At 73.5% G+C, this 19,149-nt stretch carries 15 protein-coding genes; 8 read left to right on the forward strand and 7 right to left on the reverse strand.

What is annotated here, in order from left to right:
- The first annotated feature begins 33 nt into the window (after positions 1 to 33).
- A complete protein-coding gene (locus WMF17_RS33640; protein WP_437597333.1) occupies positions 34 to 1,224 on the forward strand; it encodes a tetratricopeptide repeat protein in 1,191 nt (396 codons plus the stop codon).
- Here the strand turns inward: WMF17_RS33640 and WMF17_RS33645 are convergent.
- From WMF17_RS33645 to WMF17_RS33660, 4 genes are all read right to left on the reverse strand, one after another.
- A complete protein-coding gene (locus WMF17_RS33645; RefSeq protein WP_437645117.1) occupies positions 1,208 to 1,996 on the reverse strand; it encodes a JAB domain-containing protein in 789 nt (262 codons plus the stop codon). The genes WMF17_RS33640 and WMF17_RS33645 overlap by 17 nt on opposite strands.
- 147 nt (positions 1,997 to 2,143) lie before the next feature.
- Positions 2,144 to 2,872 carry a competence/damage-inducible protein A gene (locus tag WMF17_RS33650; RefSeq protein WP_437597344.1) on the reverse strand — a complete coding sequence of 243 codons (729 nt, stop codon included), beginning with the start codon at positions 2,870 to 2,872 and terminating at the stop codon, positions 2,144 to 2,146.
- A 16-nt stretch (positions 2,873 to 2,888) separates the two neighbouring features.
- Positions 2,889 to 3,254 (reverse strand): exodeoxyribonuclease VII small subunit, encoded by a 366-nt coding sequence (gene xseB / locus WMF17_RS33655; RefSeq protein ID WP_437597345.1) that lies wholly within the window; start codon positions 3,252 to 3,254, stop codon positions 2,889 to 2,891.
- Positions 3,251 to 5,464, reverse strand: a complete 2,214-nt coding sequence (locus tag WMF17_RS33660; RefSeq protein WP_437645119.1) for a HEAT repeat domain-containing protein — start codon at positions 5,462 to 5,464, stop codon at positions 3,251 to 3,253. The genes xseB and WMF17_RS33660 overlap by 4 nt, the downstream gene beginning before the upstream one ends.
- 183 nt (positions 5,465 to 5,647) lie before the next feature.
- On the opposite strand from WMF17_RS33660, the gene WMF17_RS33665 reads away from it, so the two are divergent.
- From WMF17_RS33665 to WMF17_RS33675, 3 genes are all read left to right on the forward strand, one after another.
- A complete protein-coding gene (locus WMF17_RS33665) occupies positions 5,648 to 7,540 on the forward strand; it encodes a radical SAM protein (protein ID WP_437645121.1) in 1,893 nt (630 codons plus the stop codon).
- 212 nt (positions 7,541 to 7,752) lie between these two features.
- Complete coding sequence (locus tag WMF17_RS33670) at positions 7,753 to 9,582, forward strand: protein kinase domain-containing protein (RefSeq protein ID WP_437645123.1); 1,830 nt, start codon at positions 7,753 to 7,755, stop codon at positions 9,580 to 9,582.
- Positions 9,583 to 10,095: 513 nt separating this feature from the next.
- Positions 10,096 to 10,416 carry a hypothetical protein gene (locus WMF17_RS33675; RefSeq protein ID WP_437645125.1) on the forward strand — a complete coding sequence of 107 codons (321 nt, stop codon included), beginning with the start codon at positions 10,096 to 10,098 and terminating at the stop codon, positions 10,414 to 10,416.
- Here the strand turns inward: WMF17_RS33675 and WMF17_RS33680 are convergent.
- Positions 10,383 to 10,853 (reverse strand): GNAT family N-acetyltransferase, encoded by a 471-nt coding sequence (locus tag WMF17_RS33680; RefSeq protein WP_437597351.1) that lies wholly within the window; start codon positions 10,851 to 10,853, stop codon positions 10,383 to 10,385. The two genes, WMF17_RS33675 and WMF17_RS33680, sit on opposite strands and share 34 nt — an antisense overlap.
- Positions 10,854 to 11,232: 379 nt before the next feature.
- Here WMF17_RS33680 and WMF17_RS33685 point away from each other — a divergent pair, with 379 nt between their 5' ends.
- From WMF17_RS33685 to WMF17_RS33695, 3 genes are all read left to right on the forward strand, one after another.
- Positions 11,233 to 12,096, forward strand: a complete 864-nt coding sequence (locus tag WMF17_RS33685; RefSeq protein WP_437645127.1) for a lysophospholipid acyltransferase family protein — start codon at positions 11,233 to 11,235, stop codon at positions 12,094 to 12,096.
- Positions 12,093 to 13,028 carry an SDR family oxidoreductase gene (locus tag WMF17_RS33690; RefSeq protein WP_437645129.1) on the forward strand — a complete coding sequence of 312 codons (936 nt, stop codon included), beginning with the start codon at positions 12,093 to 12,095 and terminating at the stop codon, positions 13,026 to 13,028. Before WMF17_RS33685 ends, WMF17_RS33690 begins: the two co-directional genes overlap by 4 nt.
- 82 nt (positions 13,029 to 13,110) lie before the next feature.
- On the forward strand, positions 13,111 to 14,676 hold the full coding sequence (locus tag WMF17_RS33695; RefSeq protein ID WP_437645131.1) for a dipeptidyl-peptidase 3 family protein: 1,566 nt from the start codon (positions 13,111 to 13,113) through the stop codon (positions 14,674 to 14,676).
- A 27-nt stretch (positions 14,677 to 14,703) separates the two neighbouring features.
- Here WMF17_RS33695 and WMF17_RS33700 read toward each other — a convergent pair whose 3' ends face one another.
- Together WMF17_RS33700 and WMF17_RS33705 are read right to left on the reverse strand one after the other, a co-directional pair.
- Positions 14,704 to 16,407: a hypothetical protein gene (locus WMF17_RS33700; RefSeq protein WP_437645133.1), complete on the reverse strand. Its 1,704-nt coding sequence runs from the start codon at positions 16,405 to 16,407 to the stop codon at positions 14,704 to 14,706.
- Positions 16,404 to 17,513, reverse strand: a complete 1,110-nt coding sequence (locus tag WMF17_RS33705; RefSeq protein WP_437597358.1) for a hypothetical protein — start codon at positions 17,511 to 17,513, stop codon at positions 16,404 to 16,406. The genes WMF17_RS33700 and WMF17_RS33705 overlap by 4 nt, the downstream gene beginning before the upstream one ends.
- 199 nt (positions 17,514 to 17,712) lie before the next feature.
- Here WMF17_RS33705 and WMF17_RS33710 point away from each other — a divergent pair, with 199 nt between their 5' ends.
- Positions 17,713 to 19,065, forward strand: a complete 1,353-nt coding sequence (locus WMF17_RS33710; protein ID WP_437597359.1) for a serine/threonine-protein kinase — start codon at positions 17,713 to 17,715, stop codon at positions 19,063 to 19,065.
- Positions 19,066 to 19,149: the final 84 nt, after the last annotated feature.

Genomic DNA, 19,149 nt, shown 5'->3' on the forward strand with positions numbered 1-19,149 from the left:
CCCGCTTCGTCGCGCCGGCGTACCCTTGCCGGCATGACGCCGTCCGAAGCGCAGCGAGCCCGCGCGCTCGATCTGCTGAGCCGAGGAGACATGGCCGGCGGGATCGCCGGGCTCGAGGGGTACCTCGCGGGCGCGCCGGATGACGCGGGGGCGTGGCTCGCGCTCGGGGCGGCGCGCTCGGCGGAGGGCCGCTGGGCCGACGCGGCGCGGGCGCTCGCGCGCGCGGTGGATCTCGACGGCGGCGAGGTCGAGGCGCGCCTCGCCTACGCCCGCGCGCTGGTCCGCCTGGGCCGGCTCGACGACGCGGCCGCAGAGCTCCGGCAGGGCGCCGCGATCGAGCCGCCCGACGCGCGGGTGCTGCGCGAGCTCGGGATCGTGCTCTACGACGAGCGCCTCCATGACGAGGCGGCGCGCTGGCTCGCGCGGGCGTGCGAGGCGGCGCCGGAGGACGGGCGGGCGGCCTTCGCGCTCGGGCTCGCGCACGAGGCGCGGCGGGACATCGCGTCGGCCGTCGCGGCCTACCGCGAGGCGGTGCGGCGCGCGCCGGCGTTCGCCGACGCGCGGCTCACGCTCGCCGACGCGCTCGCGTCGATCGGAGAGCACGAGCAGGCGCTGCGCGAGCTCGAGGCGCTGCTCGCGCGCGAGCGGAGCCACGAGCGGGCGGCGCGCAACCGCGAGGTGCTGCAGCGCGCGCTCGCCGAGATGCGAGCGCGCCGGCTGCTCGGCAAGACGGAGCGGGAGCTCGCGCGATCGGCGCTCGTCGTGGAGGCGCAGCTCAGGCGCCGCGAGACGCTGGCGCCGCCCGTGGCGGCGGAGGGAGGGGCGGCGCGGCGGATCGTCCGCTACACGGCGCCGCTCCTCGAGCTCCGCGTGACCCTCGACGCGAGCGGGGGCCCCGGCAATGGCGCGATCGAGGCGCTGCACCTCGCGCTGACCGATCCGGACCGCGCCGCGCGCGCCGAGGACGATGTCTTCAAGGTCACCGTGATCGGCGAGGACGGCCGGCAAGCGCCGGTGAGCTACGCGACGGGCGCGTCGCTCACGTTCCTGCGCGAGGCGATCGGCTGCCCGATGACGCAGGCGAGCGCGCTCTACGCCTCGCTGCTCCAGGGGAGCCCCTCGGTCGACTGGGGCGGCGCGACGCTGCGGTTCGCGAGCGTCCCCGGCGCCGCGGGCAAGCCCGGCGGCGAGCGGCACGGCATCCTGGTCAGCCGGCGCGGCTAGGCGGCCGATCGGCGGCGCCGGGCGGCGCGTCGCCGGCCTTGATCATCCCGAGATCGTGCAGCGACGAGTAGTGGCCGTCCGGCGCGAGGATGACGTGATCGACGAGCGGCACCCCGATCACCTCGCCGGCCGCGGCGACCGCGTCGGTCATGGCCACGTCCTCGGGAGACGGCGCCGAGTCGCCGCTCGGGTGGTTGTGCACGAGCACGAGCGCCGAGGCCGCGTCCGCGAGCGCGGCGCGCAGGATGTCCTTGGCCGTGACCGAGCACCCGTGGAGCCCGCCTTGCGCGACCCGGCGCGCTCCCCTCATCCCGTTGCGGCCGTCGAGCGAGATCACCCACATCTGCTCGTGATCGAGCGGGCCGAGCTGCGCCGCGCACCACGCCGCGATCGAGGCCGAGGTGCGCACCGGGGGCCGCGGGCGCACCGCGCGCTCGAAGGCGCGCCGCCCGAGCTCGAGCGACGCAGCGATGCGGAGCGCCTTCGCGAGGCCGAGGCCGGGGTGCTCGGCGAGCGCGTGCGGACCGAGCCGCGAGAGCCCCTCCAGTCCGGAGAAGCGCGAGAGGAGCGCGGCGGAGACGATCGTCACGGGGGTGCCGACCAGCCCGGTGCCGAGCACGATCGCGAGCAGGTCGGCGTCGCCGAGCGACCAGATCCCTTCCTCGAGCGCTCGCTCGCGCGGGCCGGCGAAGGCGGCCAGCGCCGCGGGGTCGTTGGCGTACGGATCGGGCAGGTGATCGGGCTGCAGCGCGGCGCGCTTCCACAGGCTCATGCGCGGGCGACAAGCACGCGACGGGCCCGGCGGCCGGCGCGCGGGGCCTCGGGGATCAGCGCGCCGGCGAGGCGGCGGAGCGGCGGCGGAGGGTGGCGGCCGCCAGGGCTGCGCGGCGAGCGTGGCGCGCTGCGGGAGCGGCGCGCGTCACTCGACGCGGACGACCGTCCCCGCGGGCAGGCTCTCGGCGAAGGCGTCGCGCGCCGCGCGCACCTTCGCCTCGACGAGGCCGTCGAACGTGAGCTTCGTGCGGTACTCGACGCCGGACCACCGGGGATAGGAGCCGATGTCCACGTCGCGGTGGGCCTCGACCACGCGGTCGAGCATCGGCTTGAGCTGCCCCTCGTCCAGCGTCGTGAACACCGCGAACGAGATGAACGGCGCGCCGCCCGAGAGCTCCGCCTGGATGAGCGCCTGCTTCGCCCGGAAGATCTGCGGCACGCCGGGCAGCATCCACACGTTGCGCATCACCACGGCCGGCCACGCGGCGCTGCCGCCGGTCACGAGCCGCGCGCCGTCCGGGATGCGCGCCATGAGCAGGTGCCCCTCGGTGAGCCGGTCGCCGTAGTACTCGCGCAGCATGCTCTCCATGTTCGGCGCGCTGACCACCGGCACGCCGAACGCGCGAGCGACGCCGGCGATCGTGAGGTCGTCGTGCGTCGGGCCCACGCCGCCGCTCGTGAAGAGCCAGTCGTGCGACGCCGCGAGCGCGCGCACCTCCGCGGCGATCACCTCGATGTCGTCGAGCACCATGACCGCCCGCTCCAGCTTGACGCCGAGCGCGCGCAGGGTGCTCGCGAGCACGAACAGGTTCTCGTCAGCGATCTTCCCGCTGAGCAGCTCGTTGCCGATGATCAGCGCCGCTGCCGTCCTCATCTCACCCTTGCTCCGCTCAGCCCTCGAACTCGCGCGTCACCGGGCGCCCGTCGGCGTCCATCCCGAGCAGCTCCTCGACGCGCTTCTCCGCGCGGTCGAGGCGCTCCTGCGCCGACCGCGACAGGCGGATGCCCTCCTCGAAGAGCGAGAGCGCGCGCTCGAGCGGCAGGTCGCCGCCCTCGAGCTCCGCCACGATCTTCGCGAGGCGGCGCGTCGACTCCTCGAACGACGTCGCGCCCGCGGCCTTGTCGCCGCTCGCGGGAGCGCGATCGGCCTCGGTCGCGGACGGCGTCGACGCGGCGCGGGGCTCCGCGCTCGATCCCACGGCCGATTCCACGGCCGATCCCACGGCCGCGCCGCCCTCGTCCGTCGCGTTGCTCATCGCCATGAGCCAGCGTCCCCCGGGGGTGCGGCCGGCGCAAGCAGGACGGAGCTCACGCCGGGCGGCACCGCCGGCACGAGGAGCACGCCGTCGGGATCGGCCACGACCGGGACCGCCAGCCCATCCGGGCGGACGAGCCGCGCCGGCCGCGAGGACGCGCTCGCGGCCGCGCTCCGGTCGTTCGGGACGATCGCGATCCACACCACACCCGTGGCCAGCGCGGAGCGCGGCGGGTCGAGCCCCGGCGCGCCGGCGCCGGAGAGGGCGGCCCGCGCGAGCGCGCGCACCCCCTCGTCCGGATCGAGATCCCGCGCCGCGAGGAGGACCCGCCTGCGCTGCACCTCGGTGCGCCGCGACAGCCCGCGGACGATCGCGCGGCGCACCGAGGGGTCGTCCTCGAAGCGGTAGGCGCGCGCAAGGAGCGACACGCTGTCGGGCATGGGGTCGCTCCCGAGGCCGAGGGCGACGTGCGCGCGCACGACGGGATCGCTCCCCTCGAGCAGCCGCTTGAGCCTGCCGCGGACCACCTCGTCGTCGCGGGCCGCGAGCGCGCGCGCCGCGAGCGGCGACAGCGGCCCCCCTTCCTCCGCGAGCGCGGCGAGCCGCGAGGTCGCGATCGCCCCGCCCCCGGGCTCCGCGAGCAGCGCGACGCCCGCGGAGATCGCCGCCGCGTCGGGCGCGGCGTCGTCGCCGCCCGGCGCGGCGGCGCGGCGGTCCACGCGGCGCGCGGCGAGCTCCGCGAAGAGCGGCGCGAGCGCGGCGAGGGCGCGATCGCCCAGCGCGAGCGCGCCGCGCGCCGCCGCGTGGACCGCCGCGCGATCGCAGGAGGCCGGAGAGCACCCGCCGACGACCTCGACCGCGTCGCGGAGGCCGAGCGCCACGGCACCGAACACCCCGACGGCGCGATCGCTCGACCCCTTCGGCGCGGCGAGCGCGGCGAGGAGCCGCCCCTCGAGCGCCGCGGGCGCGTCGCGCAGCACGAGCCCGCGCACGACGCCCGCGCGCAGGCCGAGCCTGCGGAGGTCTGCGTCCTTCGCGGCGCGCGGGCCCTCGAAGAGCTCCGCGACGGCGGCCCGCGCCTCGGCCCCGGGCATCGTCGCCAGCGCGAACGCCGCCGCCGTCGCGAGCTCGGGGCGCTCGGTGATCAGCCGGCGCAGCTGCCGCGCCGCCTCCGCGCCGCCCGCGCGGCCGATCGCGGCGACGGCGCGCGGCTGGGCGTCCTCCGGGAGCAGCGGGAGCGCGCGCGCGAGCGCCGGCACGAGCCGCTCCGCCGGCGCGAGCTCGGCCAGCCTGAGCCCGTCGACCCGGCCGAGCTCGGATCCGAGCAGCGCGGCCACCGCCTCCGGCGCCTCCGGCGCGCCGAGGTAGACGAGGATCTCGACCGTCGGCTCGAAGAGCCCCGGCTCCGGCCTGCGCAGCCACGCGCGCGCCTTCGCCAGCGCCGCCTCGTCGCCGAGCCGCGCGAGGGCGCGCGCCGCGGCCACCTGCGCCGCCCGGTCGCCGCCCTCGAGCATCGGCCGGAGCGCCGCGATCGCCCGGAGATCGCCGAGCTCGCCGAGGAAGCTCACGAGCGCGGGCTCGATCCGCTTGCGGCTCCCGAGCAGGAGCTGGAGCGACGCGGGCGGGTACGCCTTGAGCGCGCGCGCCGCGGCCTCCCCCGCGGCCCCGCCCTGCACGATCGCGTTCACGAGCGCGCCGAGCGCGCGCCTCTCGCCGGTGCGCGCGAGCGCGAGGGCGGCCGTGCCGCGCAGCACCTCGCCGAGCGGCGAGGCGGCGCCGCGCGCGGGGCCGCCGCCCTCCGACAGCTCGCGCGAGAGGAGCTGGCGCACGCTGTCGCGCGGTGCGTGCGGTGCGAGCGCCCGCACCGCGGCGAGGCGCGCCCTGGGATCGCGCGCCGCCGGCGACCCCTGCTCGAGCGCGGCGAGCAGGGCGCTCACCGCCTCCTCGGTGCCGATCGATCCGAGCCGCTCGACGCCGCGCAGCCGCGCCTCCGGGTCCCCCGACGAGAGCAGTTGCTCGGCGACGGGCACGCCCAGGCTGCCGCGCAGCGGCGCCGCGCCGGCCTCGGCGCCCGCCGGCGTCCTGCCGCCGTCCTCCGCGGCCTGCGGCGCCCGCGCGACCGGCTGCGGCGCTGCCGTGCCCGCCACCGCCGTGGCCGCGATCGCCGCGGCGAGGCCCACGGCGCGGGGGCTTCCAGGGAGGAATCGCATACGCTGCGCCGTACTATCCCGCGATCGACGGCCCGCTGTCACTCCCCAGGCTCAGCAGCGCCGGGTCATGTCAGCGCCGCTCAGCGGCGCTCAGCGCCGCGTGCGACCCTGGAATTTGATGGAAGCACGCGCTAGGCCGACCTACGGTGCAGCCGCTGAATGCGCCTGTGAGTGAGGTGACGCTTGATCGATCTGGTACGGACACTGGAAAAGGCCATCACGGTATCCGCCAACAAGGCGTGGCCAGTCTTGCAGCGCCTGAGCCGGCTCGGCGGCGAGCCCAAGCCGTTTCACCCGAAGTGGAGCGACAAGCCGATCCCGAGGGGCGGCCAGCGCTCGAAGCCCCCGCTCGGCTGGCCTCGCGAGACGGACAGCCTGTGCCCGCGCTGCGTCAAGGAGGCGCGCGCCGAGATCCTGAGTGGCAAGGCGGACTGGACGAAGCTCATCAGCGACAAGCCCGGGGAGATCCGCGCCAGCATCGTCGCGCGCGACGGGCGCGTGGTCATGGAGAAGACGTGCCCGAAGCACGGCTTCTTCTCGGACACGATCTCGATCGACCCGGAGTTCCTCGCCCGGATCGAGCGCCTCTTCGGCGGCCGCGACGTCGAGATGACGCCGGATAAGATCCACAACCACGGCTCGAGCACCATCCGGTACGGGCGCGGCGCGGTGCTCACTGTCGATCTGACGAACCGCTGCAACATGATGTGTGACCCGTGCTTCATGGATGCCAATCAGGTCGGCTATGTGCACGAGCTGTCCTGGGAGGAGATCACGCGGATCCTGGACGACGCGGCGGACGTGCGCCCGCGCCGCCAGATGTCGATCCAGTTCTCCGGCGGCGAGCCCACGCTGAGCCCGCATTTCCTCGACGCGATCCGGTACGCACGCCAGAAGGGGTACTTCGCGGTGCAGTGCGCGACGAACGGGATCCGCTTCGCGGAGGAGCCGGGCTTCGCCATGAAGGCCAGGGAGGCCGGCCTCCGGATGGCGTACCTGCAGTTCGACGGGGTCACGAACACCGCGAACAGCCACCGGAAGATCGGCAACCTCTACGACGTGAAGCTGCGGGCGATCGAGGAGCTCTCGACCGCCGGGATCGACGTCATCCTGGTCGTGACGATCGTCAACGGCGTGAACAACGACCAGGTGGGCCCCATCATCGACTTCGCGGTCCAGAACGCCGACAAGATCACGGTCGTCAGCTTCCAGCCGGTCAGCTTCACCGGACGCGACGAGGACATCTCCGACGAGCTGCGCGAGGAGCAGCGCTACACGCTGAGCCACCTCGCGCACGACATCGCCCGGCAGACCGGCGTGACCGACCCGCTCCGCGACTGGTTCCCCCTGTCGGCGCTCAGCCCCTTCGGCAACGTGACCGACCTGCTCGACGGCCCCGACAAGGACTGGGGACAGATCAACTGCGGGTGCCACCCGAACTGCGGGATCGGGACCGTGCTGTTCGTCCACAAGAAGACGAAGCAGATGGTCCCGCTGCTCGACTTCATCGATGTCGAGGAGCTGCTCTCCGACCTGCGCGCCATCTTCGACGCCGGGCGCGGCCGCACGCTCACGAAGGCCCAGGTCGTCGCCGCGCTGCTGCGCCACTACCGGCCCGAAAAGGCGCCGTCCAACTTCAATCTCGCGACGCTGGTGAAGCAGTTCATGAGCCAGACGGGCGCCGCGCACGCCGGTGAGGGCGACGCCAGCGCGTACGAGTGGCGGGTCCTGTTCGTCGCGGGCATGTGGTTTCAGGATCTGTTCAACTACGACTTCCGTCGCACCGAGATGTGCATCATTCCGTACGGAACGCAGCTCGGCGAGATCAGCTTCTGCGCATACAACACCGGCGCCGGGTGGCGGAACATCCTCGAGAAGATGAAGGCAAATGCCACGGTGGCCGAGTGGTACAAGAAGCACGGCAGGCACCCCGTCCATGCGAAGAATAAGGATCTTCCTTTACCGGCTTACGACAACCCCCTAACGATCATCGAGCACGATCTTGCATTGCACGAGCGCGAGCAGGGCGGCCCGCGCGCGCGACCGCCGACCAGGCGGCTGCCGATCGTGAGCTGATCGCGCATCCTCCCCCCGCGCGCGTTGCGCCACCGTCACCGATCGCCGACAGAGAGGTCACGCCGGCCCGCGACTGTCGGCGAACGGTCGTAGTACACCTCACATCGGCAGGGAATCGGGCTGTCGTCGTGGCTGTGTGGGACGGGCGCGCGCACGCGGAGACCGGCGCATGACTCGTGGAGAACGCGCCACGCATGGTGTAGCCTGGCCATGTGACCTTGTACGGTGGCCGCTATGAGAGCTTGCGCGCCATCGCGTCGGGCGGCATGGCCACCGTGTATCTCGGGCGGGCCGTCGGCGCCGGCGGGTTCGAGCGCCTCGTCGCCCTGAAGATGATGCACCCGCACATCGCGGCGGAGCCCGAGTTCGTCGCGATGTTCCTCGACGAGGCGCGCCTCGCGGCGCGGGTCCGCCACCCCAACGTCGTCGCGACCTTCGATCTCGTCGAGGACCCGCTGTTCCTCGTCATGGAGTACATCGAGGGCCCGTCGCTGCACCTCCTGCTCCGCACGTGCGCGCGGGCGAAGCGGCCGGTCCCCGTCGGGATCGTGCTCCGCATCTTCCTCGACGTGCTCGCGGGTCTCCACGCGGCGCACGAGCTCACCGGGTCCGACGGCGAGCCGCTCCACCTCGTGCACCGCGACGTCTCGCCGCAGAACGTGCTCGTCGGCATCGACGGCGTCTCGCGCATCACCGACTTCGGCGTGGCCCGCGCCGAGACGAGGCTCATGTCGACGCAGGGCAACGCGCTCAAGGGCAAGCTCTCGTACATGGCGCCCGAGCAGATCCGGGCCGAGCAGGTCGATCGCCGCAGCGACGTGTACTCGGCCGGCGTGGTGCTCTGGGAGATGCTCACGGAGGAGCGCCTGTTCAAGGCCGACAACGACGGTGCGTTGATCGCGCAGATCCTCCAGGGCCCACCCGCGGGTCCGCGCGGCGTGGTGCCGTCGGTCCCGGCCGCGATCGACGGGATCTGCCTGCGCGCGCTGCGCGCCGACCGGGACGAGCGGTTCCCTACCGCGGCGGCCTTCGCCGAGGCGCTCGAAGAGGCGGCCGCGCACACGCCGGGCCTCGCGGTGTCGTCGCCTCGCGCCGTGGAGGCGCTCATCAAGGAGATCGGCCTGCGCGACGTCACCGCGCCCATCAGCGCGCGGAGCGGCCCCGCGTCCGGGCCGAGATCGGCGCGCTCGCCGCTCAGCCAGCGCTCTCCTCGGAGCGAGCCCCTGCCCCTGAGCCAGCGCTCGCCTCGGAGCGAGCCCTTGAGCCAGCGCCCTCCGCCGAGCGGGCCCCTGGGCCAGCGCTCTCCGCCGAGCGAGCCCCTGAGCCAGCGCTCTCCTCTGGGCCTGCGGATCCTCGGGGCGGCGCCGGACAGCTCGGGCGCCGACGGCAGCGCGCCGGGGCTGGGCGCCGTCGTCTCCGAGGCCGTGTTCCGCCGGCAGCACATCGTGCGCCGCAGCGTGATCGCCAGCGTCTGCGCGGTCGCGCTCGCGGCCGGGGTGGGCGCCTTCGTCGCCGTCGGTCAGCGCGAGCCCGCCGCTCGAGAATCGGCGGAGAGCGTCCCCGCCCCCCCGAGGTCGCCGCTGCTCCCCACGACCGTGGCCGACAGCGCGACCGTCCACGCGGCCGCGCCGGAGCAGCCCGGCGGGCCCGCCGAGGCTCCCGTCCCCGGCGGCTCCGCCCAGGGCCCCGCCCCCGGCGGAATCGCACACGGCGCTCCCCCCGACCGATCCGCCCAGCCCCCTGTCGCTGGCCGATCCGCCCAGGGCTCCGCTCTCGGCAGGTCCGCACACGGCCCTGCTCCCACCGCCAACCGCGCAACGAACGCGGCCCCGCGGCCGGCCCCCAGAGCGACCCCGCCTGTGGCCGTCAAGCCCAGGACGAGCCGGCCGGACACGCGCACAGCGAGCGGATCCAGCGTCTCGAAGACGAAGCCGGCGCCCCGCTCATCGGCCGTTCGCAGCGCAGCGCCGAAGGCGCCGGAGCCGAAGCGGAGCGTTCCGCGGGCGACCTCCCGGACGCCGTTCAAGCCAACAGGGCTGTGACGCGCAACCCAGCGAAGCGGTGACGCGCAACCCAGCGAAGCGGTGACGCGCAACCCAGCGGGGCGGTGACGCGCAACCCAGCGGGGCGGTGACGCGCGACGTCACGACGGTCGTGAGACGCCATCGGCGCACCAGCGTCCCAAAGACGTCAGCGCTGGACAGACGCGGCACGCGGCGCCTGAGCACCGGCGCGCCGAAGCGCGTCGCGCGACGCCGGCCTGGCGATGCTCCTTTTTGCCGCCTCGTCCAACACTCCGGCCATGGAGGCCCGTCCAACGCTCCGGCGACCACGATCTTCCGCCGCCTCGGCTCAGGTCGCGCGACCCGAGGTCGCGCTGTCACACATTGAACGCCTCGCTGCGTCACCTACATCGTCACAAGAGACAGCAGAAGGTCAGTCGTCATCTCACGAGCGCGATATAGGAGGTAGGCTATTCTTGTCGTGGGGCGGTATGTGCTCGCCCAAGTGAAAGACGCGCCGCGCGTCAGACGTTACCCCGGGGGAACCAGCTCATGCGCTCGCTTTTCGAGCAGGTGGTCGAGTGCTGCGGCCTCGCGCCCACATTCGCCAGGAAGATCATCCAGGAGGCCTGCGACCGGAGCGGTGTGTCGCCGCCCGAAGCGATGACGCCTGCCGATCTCATCCGTTCGCTCCCCCAGATCCGCCAGGCCCTCGGCGTCTTCCTCGAGCCCTCGGAGGTCGCGCTGAAGACGGCCGCGATGCGCGCCCTCGTCAAGGGCTCCTGGCCGTCGATGCCCGCGGTCGTCCCCCCCGCCCAGAGCCAGGAGAGCCGGACACCTCAGGAGGAGCCGAAGTCAAAATCGAGCTCGTAGAGCTCGTAGTGCGACCGCTTCATTCCGAGCGCGACATAGGTCGACTGGGCACGCGCGTTCGCGGTCTCCACGTAGAGGCGGATGCCGCATACGTCCCCCGCGTCCGCCGCCATCTCGTGGACTCGCCGGTACAGCGCCCGGAAGATCCCGCCGCGCCGCGCCGCGGGGGACACGTAGACGGATTGGATCCACCAGAAAGTGCCGTTTCTCCAGTCACTCCATTCGTAGGTCACCATCAGCTGCCCAGCCACGTCGGAGGCGCGCTCGGCCACCAGATAGAACCCTTTGGCCTCATCGGCGATCAGCGCCGCGGCGCCGCGGAGGGTGGTGGCGGTGTCCAGCACCTTGCCCTCCGTCTCGAGCGCCATGGCCCGGTTGTTCGCCGCGATGATGGCCACGTCCGTGGGGGCCGCCCGGCGGATGACGAGCGCTGTCACGGGGCGACCTCCCGGCGGGCGCCGGAGGGGCGTGCTCCCGGCGAGCGGCCGGAGGGCGGCCTGCCGGGGAGCTCGGGGGAGCGGCGTCGGATCGACATGGCCGACCCCATACCGCGGACCGCGCGGCTGCTCAACGGCTGCGTCCCGGTCCCGCGGCGAGAGCGCAGGAGGCAGCGGCGAAGGCGCCGCCGCGGCGCGTCATGTTTCGAGATGCGATCATCGACGTGGGCGGCCGGCACTCCGGCGCACAGCGGTGATCCATCGAGCCTCGCGCCGACGTGGCGCAGCCCGGCCGCCCCCTGCGCCGGCCGGCGGGGAGGTTGTGCTCCCCGCCCGATCGTGCGTACCCTCCGGGCGCGCAGCCTCCGGAGGGTGCCCCTTGACACTGCTCGTCAGCGACTCGATTGCCCAGCGCGTCCAGCGCCTGGAAATCCCTTTCAACAGCTTCGGGGTCGATCCTTACGGCATCTCCCGGAAGCACCTGGGTCTCTTTTTCTCGCTCCTTGACTTCTTCTATCGTCATTATTTCTCGGTGGGCGTGACGGGCACGGAGAACGTCCCTGCGCGCGGGCGCGCGATGCTCGTCGGCAACCACTCGGGGGGAATCGCCATCGACGGAGCGATGGTGGTCGCATCGATGTTCTTCGAGATGGAGCCGCCGCGGCTGGCAGAGGGGATGGCGGAGAAATTCATCAATCGCCTCCCGTTCACCTCGCTCTGGTCGAGCCGCACAGGGCACTTCACCGGCCTCCCCGAGCACGCGAGCCGCCTGCTCGAGGACGAGCGGCTGCTCATGGTGTTCCCGGAGGGGGCGCGCGGCACCGCCAAGCTCTACAGCGAGCGCAACTCGCTCGTGAATTTCGGGTCCGGGTTCGTCCGGCTCGCGATGAAGACGAAGACGCCCATCCTCCCGTTCGGCTTCGTCGGCGGCGGAGACGCGGTGCCCACCGTCGCCAACTCGTACACGATCGGCCGGCTGTTCGGGGTGCCGTATATCCCGATCACCCCGTACCTCGTCCCGGCCCCGCTGCCGGTCCAGCTGGAGATCACCTATGGCGAGCCGATGACGTTCGCCGGGACCGGCGCGGAGGAAGACGAGGTGATCCTGGGCCACGTGGAGCAGGTGAAGGCGAGGATCGCCGAGCTCATCGAGGCCGGGCGAAGGCGGCGACGCAGCAAGCTCGCGCTGGACCAGCGCGGCGCCGCGCCGCCCAGGCCTGCTTCGTCGAAGGAGCGCGCATGAGGGTCCTCATCCCTGGAATCACGGGTCAGCTCGGCCGCATGGTCGCGACGCGCCTCCTCGAGGAGGGGCACCAGGTGATCGGCATCGATCGGCGGCCGTGGCCGACCGCGCCGGCCGGCGTCGAGATGCACAACGTGGATCTGCAGAAGCGCGCCGCCGAGGAGGTGTTCCGCAAGAGCCGGCCCCAGGCCGTCATCCACATGGCGACCGTGACGCACCTCGTGGAGCAGACCGAGGAGCGGTATCGGATCAACCTCGGCGGCACGCGCGTCGTCTTCGACAACAGCCGCGCCTGCGGGGCCGAGCACGTGATCTTCGTCGGACGACACACGTATTACGGCGCTGGCCCCGAGTCGCCGCTGTACCACACAGAGGAGGATCCGCCGATGGCGGTATCCACCTTCCCCGAGCTCGCCGACCTCGTGGCGGCCGATCTCTACGCCTGCACGGCGCTCTGGCGCGCTCCCGAGCTCTGCACGACCGTGCTCCGCATGTGCTACACGCTCGGCCCGACGGGCCACGGCACGCTGGCGAGCTTCCTCCGCGGGCCTCACGTCCCGTACGTCCTCGGGTTCGACCCGCTGTTCCAGTTCATGCACGAGCAGGACGTCGTGACCGCCATCTGCCTGACGCTCGAGAAGCGCATCCGCGGCGTCTACAACGTCTCGGGCCCCCAGCCCGTGCCCCTGTCGCTCATCATCCGGGCGGCGGGCAGGGTGGCGGTCCCCCTCCCCGAGTTCGTGCTGCGCAACGCGCTCGGCCGCTTCGGCCTGCCGAAGCTCCCGCGCGCGGCGCTGACCCACATCAAATACCCGGTCGTCGTGGACAGCGCCGCCTTCCGCGCCGCCACCGGGTTCAAGCACGCCATCGACGAAGCCCAGGCCGTCCGCGAGTTCCGCGACGCGCACCCGGTCCAGGCGGGCCGCCCCTGAACCGTCCGGAGCTCGCCGGACATCGCCCTTATATTCGAGCGACGGTCCACCCCTCTGGTACATGCCGCTCTAGGAGGTCCCGTTGTTGTCCGACAAGGTCAAGCAGTTCGCGCCGGCCAGGCTCACCGCGGACGTCAGCACGCTGCCCGAGCCCGAGAGGAGGGCGCTCGGCAAGCTCATCGAGGCCTCGCGGCGGCTCGATCCCGTGTTCGACCGGCAGGCCTACGCCGCGAACCCCGAGCTCCGCGAGCGGCTCCTCTCGGACGCCACCCCGGAAGGGCGGGACAAGCTCGCCTATTTCGACATCATGCGGGGCCCGTGGGACAGGCAGGATCACCACCGCCCCTTCGCCATCGACAGGCCCCGCCCGCCCGGCGCCGGCTTCTACCCGGAAGATCTCGCGGCCGACGAGCTCCACGCGTGGACGAAGCAGCACCCGGGCGACAAGGAGGCGTTCGAGGGCCTGTTCACCCTCATCCGCCGCGACCAGGGCGGGCTCGCCGCCGTGCCGTACAGCCAGGCCTACGCGGCGTGGCTCGGCCCCGCCGGCGCGCTCCTCGAGGAGGCGGCGGCGCTCACGGCGAACGAGAGCCTCCGCAGGTTCCTGAGGTCGCGGGCCGCGGCGTTCCGCTCGGACGACTACTATGCATCCGACAAGGACTGGATGGATCTCGACAGCCCGGTCGAGGTGACCATCGGCCCTTACGAGACCTACGAGGACGAGCTCCTCGGCCTCAAGGCATCGTTCGAGTCGTTCGTCACGGTGAGCGACCCGGCGGCCTCCGGGAGGCTCTCCAAGTACAAGGAGCTCCTCCCGGAGATGGAGCGCAACCTGCCCATCCCCGATGAAGTGAAGACGCAGCGCGGCGGAGAGAGCCCCATCCAGGTCGTGGACCTGGTCTTCAGCGCCGGCGACGCCCGCAAATCGGTCCAGACGATCGCGTTCAACCTGCCGAACGACGAGCGCGTCCGCGCCGAGAAGGGGGCCAAGAAGGTCCTGCTCCGCAACGTCATCGAGACGAAGTTCGACCTGATCATGCGGCCCATCGCCGAGCGCATCCTCGACCCGGCGCAGCTCGAGCGCCTGTCCGCCGACGCGTTCTTCAACGAGACGCTCTTCCACGAGCTCTCGCACAGCCTGGGCCCGGCGTTCGCGCGTGTTGGCAAAGAGCGGGTCGAGGTGCGGCTCGCGCTCGGCGCGACCTACTCGGCCATCGAGGAGGCCAAGGCCGACGTGATGGGCGCCTACAACGTCCTCTTCATGATCCAGCGAGGCCACTTCGCCGAAGACTTCCGGGAGAAGCTCCTCGTCTCCTATTTCGCGGGGCTCTTCCGGAGCACCCGCTTCGGCGTGGCCGAGGCGCACGGCAAGGGCGCCGCGCTCCAGATCAACCGCTTCCTCGAGGAGCGCGCCGCCCGCTTCGAGCCGCAGACCCGGCGCTTCACGGTCGACGCCGCGGAGCTCGAGGCCGCCATCACCCGCCTCGTCCGTGACCTCTGCCTCCTGCAGCACCGCGGCGACAGGCAGGCCGCCGGCGAGCTCCTCGCCCGCTACGGGGAGGTCTCGGAGCCCATGCGGCTGGCGCTCGGCGGCCTCGAGGGGATCCCGATCGACATCCGGCCGATCTACCCGCTCGCCGGCGAGTGAGCCGCGCTCACGGCGAGCGAGCGGCGCTCACGGCCCGAGCTGGACAAGGAACGCGTCGCCAGCGCCGCGGCTCGTGACCGCGCCGCTCCCGAGATCGAGGACGCCGTCGAAGCGGCCGGTCACCCAGCTGCCGCCGAGGGGATCGACGGCGACCGAGGCGCCTTGCTGCTCGCCCGCGTCGCCGAACGAGCGCAACCAGATCGGGGAGCTGGTCGGGGCGAGCTTGGCCACGAACGCGTCGGCGGCGCCCGTGGCCGAGCGCACCACGTCCCCGAGCTCGATGCTCCCCTGAAAGGACCCGGTCAGCACGATGTTGCCGGCCAGATCGACCGCGACCGACGCGCCCTCCTGGTCGGCGTCGTCGCCGAAGTCCTCGCACCACTGCAGGACGCCGTTCTCGTCGAGCCGGATGACGAGGATGTCCTTGTCTCCCGCGGTCGTGCGCACGGACTCGCCGACGGTGACCGAGCTGCGGAACGAGCCGGTCACGACGACGTTGCCCGCGCCGTCCACCGCGACGCCGAGCGCCTCGGCGGCGTTTGTCGCGTTGGCCGACTTGCTCCAGAGGTGGTCGCCCGAGGGGTCGAGCTTCGCGATGAACAGGTCGCTCTTGGCCACGGTGGAGAGCCCCTTCTCGTCCCGCCCGAAATCGACGCTCCCGCCGAACCGGCCGACGAGGACGATGTCGCCATGGCCGTCGACGGCGACGCCGGTGCCGGCCTGGTCCTCCGCGTCGCCGAACTGCCTGGCCCACTGGACGTTGCCGGCGGCATCGAGCTTGGCGAGGAACACATCGCTCTTGCCCTGGCTCTCCAGGAGGAAGCGCTCGCCCTGGCGGTTCTCGCCGAAGTCGAGCGTGCCCCAGAACTCGCCGGTGACGAACGCGTTCCCCGCCTCGTCCACGGCGACCGCCGTCGCGTGCTGGGTGGCGCCGTCGCCGAAGCGCCGGCTGAACTGGTGCGCCCCGGAGGCGTCGAACCGCGCCACGACGACGTCGGCGCGGCGCCCGTGGCCCTTGCGCACGCCGCCGCCGAAATCGACGTCGCCCGACGCGCTGCCCGCGAGCACCACGTCGCCGCCGGGCGCGAGCGCGACCCCCCGCGCGACGCTGTCCGCGAAGCGGCGGGCGAACCGGAAGCGCCCCTCGCGCGCGGAGGCGTCGCGGGAGAACGAGACGAGGAAGGCGTCCGGCTCGGCGAGCGCGCCCAGCTCATCCGACGGGCCCGCGCCGAGATCGGTGCTGCCGGACGCCGACCCGACCACCACGGCGGCGCGCGCGCCGACGGCGACGCCCGTGCCCTGCTGAGCGCCGGTGCCGCCCAGCGCGACGCTCTGCACGGGATCGCCCGTGCACGCCCGCCCGTCGCAGTTCTCGTCCTCGGGCGTGGCGCAGCTCTCGAACGCGGGCAGCACCTGGTCGACGCAGGCGCCGGCGTCCGTCCCGTCGTCGTTGCACGTGGCGACGCCGGGCTTGCAGAGGCCGACGCCCTCCGTGCCCCGCGGCCCGGCGTAGCAGGCCGTCGCGACGCGGGGGACGCAGACCTCCACCTCCGGGCTGCCCCCGCCCGCCCCGCCCGCTCCGCCCGCCCCGCCGCCGCCACCTCCCCCCTCGCCCACCGGGTCCAGCGCGACGTCGGGGAACGGCGCGAGGAAGGCGCACGCGCCCATGCCGGAGCAGGCCAGGGCGAGCGCCGCGACGGCGCCCGTTCCGAGGCGGCGCGCGCGGCTCACAGGACTCCCTGCACGGCGACGCCCGCGCCAGTCACGCCGACCCACGGCGAGAGCGCCGTCGGGCCGGGGGCGCGCGGCGCGGGCGACGGCCGACCGCCGGCGGCGTCCTGAGGCGCCGCGCGCGGCGCGGCAGAAGGCCAGAAGAGGTACGTGGCGAAGCCGCCCGCGACGAGGGCCGCCCCGGTGAGCACCGTGCTCGTGACGGCGAGCGCCTGCCCGCGATCGCGCAGCGCCTGCCGCTCGCCCAGCGAGCCCGGCGCGGGGCTCGCGTTCTTCTTCAGGAAGGTGTGCCGCACGTCGTAGGCCATCACGCCCGTGAGCACGGCGGCGGCGCCGAGCGCGGCCGCCGCCCCCACGACGGCCACCGGCGGGATGCTCGGGCCCGGCGCGGGCGCGCGGGGCGGCGCGGGGCGAGCCGGCGCGCTCTGCCGCGAGACCGCGGGCGGGCGCTTGCGCCCGAGCTCGGCCCGGAGCTCGACGACCGCGCCCGTCTCGGCCTGCACCGTGGCCTCGAACCGCTCGGCGTAATTCTCGGCCCTCACCGCGATCCGCCGCGCCCCGGGGCTCACGAGGATGGCCGCCCCGACGAGCGCCGGGTGGACCGGCTCGCCGTCGATCGCGACGCGCACGCCGGTCGCGTCCTCGGGCAGCTGCAGGACGATCTGCGACGTCTTCACGCGGAGCTTCTCGATGCGTGACCGCGACTCGCTGGCGAGCGCGAGCTCCTTCCGCGCGGTCGCGCCGGACATGGCGAGCTCGAACGCGTTGAGCGCCTCGACGACGTGGCCGAGCGCCTCGTGACAGACGCCGAGGTGATACCAGAGCGCCGGTGACACGACGATCTTGCTGATGCGCTCGTAGGTCTCGAGCGCCTCCGCCCACCGTCCCTGGTCCTCGGCGGCGAGGCCGAGCCCGAAGAGGTGCCGCGCGGACGCGAGCTCCGCGGCGCTCGGCTGCCGCGGCGCAGCGACAGCCGCCGTGTCGCCCGCGACGGCGCCCGGCGGACCGCGATCGGCGCCCTCCGGGTAAGGCTCGGCGAACGCAGCCGGACCGACGCCGACCACGGCGAAGAATACCACTCCGCCGATGGTGATCCGATGCTCCACCCACGCCTCCTTCCTCAACGAAGCGATAGAGGCAATCCAAACGTACCCACGCTGCACTATTCTAGACAACTGGAAAATTGTTTGTGATTGGTGCCCGATCCTGGAACGCTCTTGCACCTCCCGCGAGAGCTTCAGCATGGTCGGATTCAGGACGACACAGGAGTCGCAGGTACGAGCTGTGATAGCGCCCGTCGATCTTGTGCCAGGCCAATTTCTCGGCCGCTATGAGCTGCTGATCGCCATCGCGCAGGGCGGAATGGGCACGGTGTGGGCGGCCCGGGAGCGCGGTGGGGCGGCGGGCAACAAGATCGTGGCAGTCAAGACGATGCTGCCGGCGCTCTCCAGCGATCCGCGCTGCAAGCGCATGTTCCTCACGGAGTCTCGCATCGCGGCCCGGATCAAGCACCCGAATGTGTGCGCGATCCTGGATCAGGGTGAGCAGAGCGGGGTGCTCTACTTCGTGATGGAGTGGATCGACGGCGACGCGCTCGTGGCGCTGCTCGGCGGCAGCACCCGCAAGCAGGGCCGGCCGCTCCCCCTGCCCGTCGCGGTGCGGATCGCGATCGAGACGGCGCGCGGCCTGCACGCGGCCCACGAGCTCCGGGACGAGGACGGCGCGCTGGTCGGGCTCGTGCACCGGGACGTCTCGCCGCACAACATCCTCATCACGCGGGAGGGCTCGGTCAAAATCGCCGATTTCGGCGTGGCCAAGGCCATGGCGCAGGCGGACAACCCGACGACAAACACCGGGCACATGAAGGGCAAGATCCTCTTCATGGCGCCCGAGCAGGTCTACAGCGAGCAGCTCGACCGGCGCTCCGACATCTTCGCGCTCGGGATCGTGCTCTATCAGCTGACGACGGGCACGCACCCCTTCGCCGCCAGCCACGACCTCGCGACGATGGCGCGCATCGCGCGGCCCGAGCCGGTCGATCCACCGAGCTCGCTCGCCCCCGGCTACCCGCCCGCGCTCGAGGCGGCGGTGATGCGCGCGCTCGCCAAGGATCCGGCCGAGCGGTTCGCGACGATGGCCGAGCTCGCGGACGCGCTGGAGGCGGTGAACGCGACACTGGGCGGCCGCGACGAGGAGGTCACGGGGTACATCCGCGACGCGCTCGCCTCGCGCTCCTCGCGGCGCGCGGCGGTGATCAAGGACGCGCTGCGCGCCGCGGACGGCAGGTCGCGGGGGCGGCCGCTCTCCCGGCTCGATCCGCGCCGCCGCGCCCGGACGATCGCCACCGCGGCGGCGCTCGTCGCCTCGGGCGCGCTCCTCGGCGCGGCGACGCTCCTGTGGATCGGCCTCGGGGAGGGCCCCGCCGCGCCGGCCGTGGAGGTGCCCGCCGCGCCGCCCCTCACGGTGGAGCCGCGCCCGGGGGCCGCGACCGCCGAGCCGCGCGCGCCGGAGCCGCCGCGCGCTTCCGCGCCGGCGCCCTCCGCCTCGCCCGCGACGCCGCCGTCCTCCGCCCCGGCTGCGGCCGCGAGCCCGGGCCCGCCGCGCCCGCGAGCGCCCGCCGAGACCGGGCGCGCCAGGTTCCGCGAGCCCGGCTTCTAGCGCCGCACGCGCCGCGCGGGGCGCGAGAAGCTCGGCGCGCGCCGAGCCCCGGCGCGCCTCGAGGAATATTCGGGCGGCGCCGGT

The organism is Sorangium sp. So ce362 (assembly GCF_051519845.1).
In the GTDB taxonomy this organism is placed as follows: domain Bacteria; phylum Myxococcota_A; class Polyangia; order Polyangiales; family Polyangiaceae; genus Sorangium.

What these genes read in the sequence shown, in the direction of transcription:
- WMF17_RS33640 (WP_437597333.1), top strand. Translation starts at nt 34, where the DNA reads ATGACGCCGTCCGAAGCGCAGCGAGCCCGCGCGCTCGATCTGCTGAGC.
- WMF17_RS33645 (WP_437645117.1), bottom strand. Translation starts at nt 1,996, where the DNA reads ATGAGCCTGTGGAAGCGCGCCGCGCTGCAGCCCGATCACCTGCCCGAT.
- WMF17_RS33650 (WP_437597344.1), bottom strand. Translation starts at nt 2,872, where the DNA reads ATGAGGACGGCAGCGGCGCTGATCATCGGCAACGAGCTGCTCAGCGGG.
- xseB (WP_437597345.1), bottom strand. Translation starts at nt 3,254, where the DNA reads ATGAGCAACGCGACGGACGAGGGCGGCGCGGCCGTGGGATCGGCCGTG.
- WMF17_RS33660 (WP_437645119.1), bottom strand. Translation starts at nt 5,464, where the DNA reads ATGCGATTCCTCCCTGGAAGCCCCCGCGCCGTGGGCCTCGCCGCGGCG.
- WMF17_RS33675 (WP_437645125.1), top strand. Translation starts at nt 10,096, where the DNA reads ATGCGCTCGCTTTTCGAGCAGGTGGTCGAGTGCTGCGGCCTCGCGCCC.
- WMF17_RS33690 (WP_437645129.1), top strand. Translation starts at nt 12,093, where the DNA reads ATGAGGGTCCTCATCCCTGGAATCACGGGTCAGCTCGGCCGCATGGTC.